A 1,955-nucleotide genomic window follows, 5' to 3' on the forward strand; every position below is an offset into this window, starting at 1 on the left:
GAAAACCTCAGTAGCCGACCCGAGCTTGGTGGTGCTCGACACCCAGAGCCTGCATGCCGCCGCCGGGGTGCCCGCGGCCACGACCGGATGGGACGCCGCCAAGAAGGTACCGGGCCGCAAGTGGGGGCTCGCCGTCGATGTGCTGGGCCTGGTGATCGCCGTGGTGGTGCTGGCCGCTTCCGTGCACGACAACGTCTTCGGCACCGCGTTGCTGGACAAGGTCGCAGCAGGGACCTCACGGTGACGAAGGCCCTGGTGGACCAGGGGTTCAAGAAGAGCGTGGTCGACCACGGCGCCAGCTTGAGCATCGCGGTGGAGATCGTCGAGCGCAACCCGGCCAACCGCAGCTTCGTCCCGCAACCGATCCGCTGGAGAGTCGAGCAGACCAACGGGATCTTGATGCTGCACCGCAGGCTGGTCCGCGACTACGAGCACCGCCCGGTCTCGGCCGAGTCACGGGTGTACTGGGCGATAAGCGACGTAATGGCCCGTCGGCTGACGAGCACCTCCGCCCCGTCCTGGCGCGGCGCGTGAGCGGCGACCCGCAGCAGACCCTCGGCGCCCTGCTGGCCCGCCTGGAGGTCCGCGAGCGGCAGATCGCCGTGGAAGCGGAGGCCGCTCACGAGCAGATCGCGCAACTGACCGCGCTGCTGAACGGACTCGCCCAGGCCGCCGAACACATCACGATCACCCGCAAGACGCTCCTGGAGCTGCCCGACGAAACGGCTCCGGCACCGGCCACACCGACTCCGGCCCTGCCGGACGGCCCCGCGTACACGGGCAGCTGGAATGAACCGTAAATCATAGAAATCTTCATTAAGGCCGCACTAGGCTGGCCGCCACCAGAAGATGACGCTTCGCCACATGGACGTCTGCAACGGTCTGCTGCGCCCGGTGCGCCTCGGGCCGACGACGCCCCGACGACCGACTCGACGAGAGGGGACGGGACATGACGCGTTCCCGAAGGCCGGCACGGTTCAGCTTCTTACCGGGAGTTCTGGGCCTGGTGATCCTGTTCGCACTGAGTGGCTGCGCAACCAGCTCCGGCGACTCCGCGCACGCCGCACCCACGAAACCGGCGCTGGACGTCTGCGCTTTGGCGACCGAGGAGGAGGTCGGGGCGGTCCTCGGCCAACCGGCAAAGGGAAGGCGGGATGACAGCGTCCTGCCCGGCCGCACGCAGTGCACCTACGTGAACGCCGCTGCCAAGGGCCGCATCGTCTTCATCGCCCTGCTGCCCTTCGAGGTCAGCCAGCACACCAAGCCCGGCACTCTACCGGTGGCCGGAGTGGGCGACGTGGCTCTGTACGACGAAGCCTCGATCGGTGGCCATCTGTACGTGCGCAAGGGCTCGGTCAACTTCGCCGTCAACTACGCCTTTGATCCCCTTGCCCCGGGAATCCCCGACCAGCACTCCAGTCAGATCCGCGACCACCTCGAAACGCTGGCCCGCTCGATCGTGTCAAGGCTGTGAGCGGCCGCGCCTGCGTCAGCCCACCTCGATGACGGAGAACCGCCCGCCCCAAGGATCGGCGAGCCGGGCCGCCCGGCCGTACGGGGTCTCCTCCAGCCGTCAAGGACTTGCCCGACGGCCTGGCGTACCGTCAGGTCGGCGTCGGTGACGGCGAAGTGCACCTGCCAGTGCGGCCACCCCGGTGCCATGCCGCAGCGGATGCCCGCCACCGGTTCGCCGTCAACCAGCAGGTCGACGGTGCCGCCGCACTCGTGGACGCGCTGTGACACCTCGTCGGCGCTGTCCACGGCGAAGTAGGTGGTCCACCCGGCGGCGGGGGGCTGCCGATACCGGCGACCTTGGCGCCGCTCAGGGTGGCGCGCACGTAGGCGCCCAGCCGCGTCGGCCTGAGAGGCGTACTCGTCGATCGGCCGGGAGCCCCCACAGTCACACGATCAGGCGACATAGAAACGAACATCAAGTCACATATCGCCCTCTCAGG

The 1,955-nt window shown here is 68.6% G+C and carries 2 protein-coding genes and 1 pseudogene; all 3 read left to right on the plus strand.

The window, feature by feature from the left end:
• Nucleotides 1-534: pseudogene (locus IF88_RS49805) on the plus strand (transposase); the annotation flags it as partial.
• Entirely contained in the window at nucleotides 531-800 is a 270-nt protein-coding gene (locus IF88_RS0139570; RefSeq protein ID WP_199808216.1) for a hypothetical protein, read from the plus strand. The pseudogene IF88_RS49805 and the gene IF88_RS0139570, both read left to right, overlap by 4 nt.
• A 206-nt stretch (nucleotides 801-1,006) precedes the next feature.
• Nucleotides 1,007-1,474, plus strand: a complete 468-nt coding sequence (locus tag IF88_RS0139575; RefSeq protein WP_030724397.1) for a hypothetical protein — start codon at nucleotides 1,007-1,009, stop codon at nucleotides 1,472-1,474.
• Nucleotides 1,475-1,955: the final 481 nt, after the last annotated feature.

This window comes from Streptomyces sp. NRRL F-2580, assembly GCF_000720115.1.
Classification (GTDB): Bacteria; Actinomycetota; Actinomycetes; order Streptomycetales; family Streptomycetaceae; genus Streptomyces.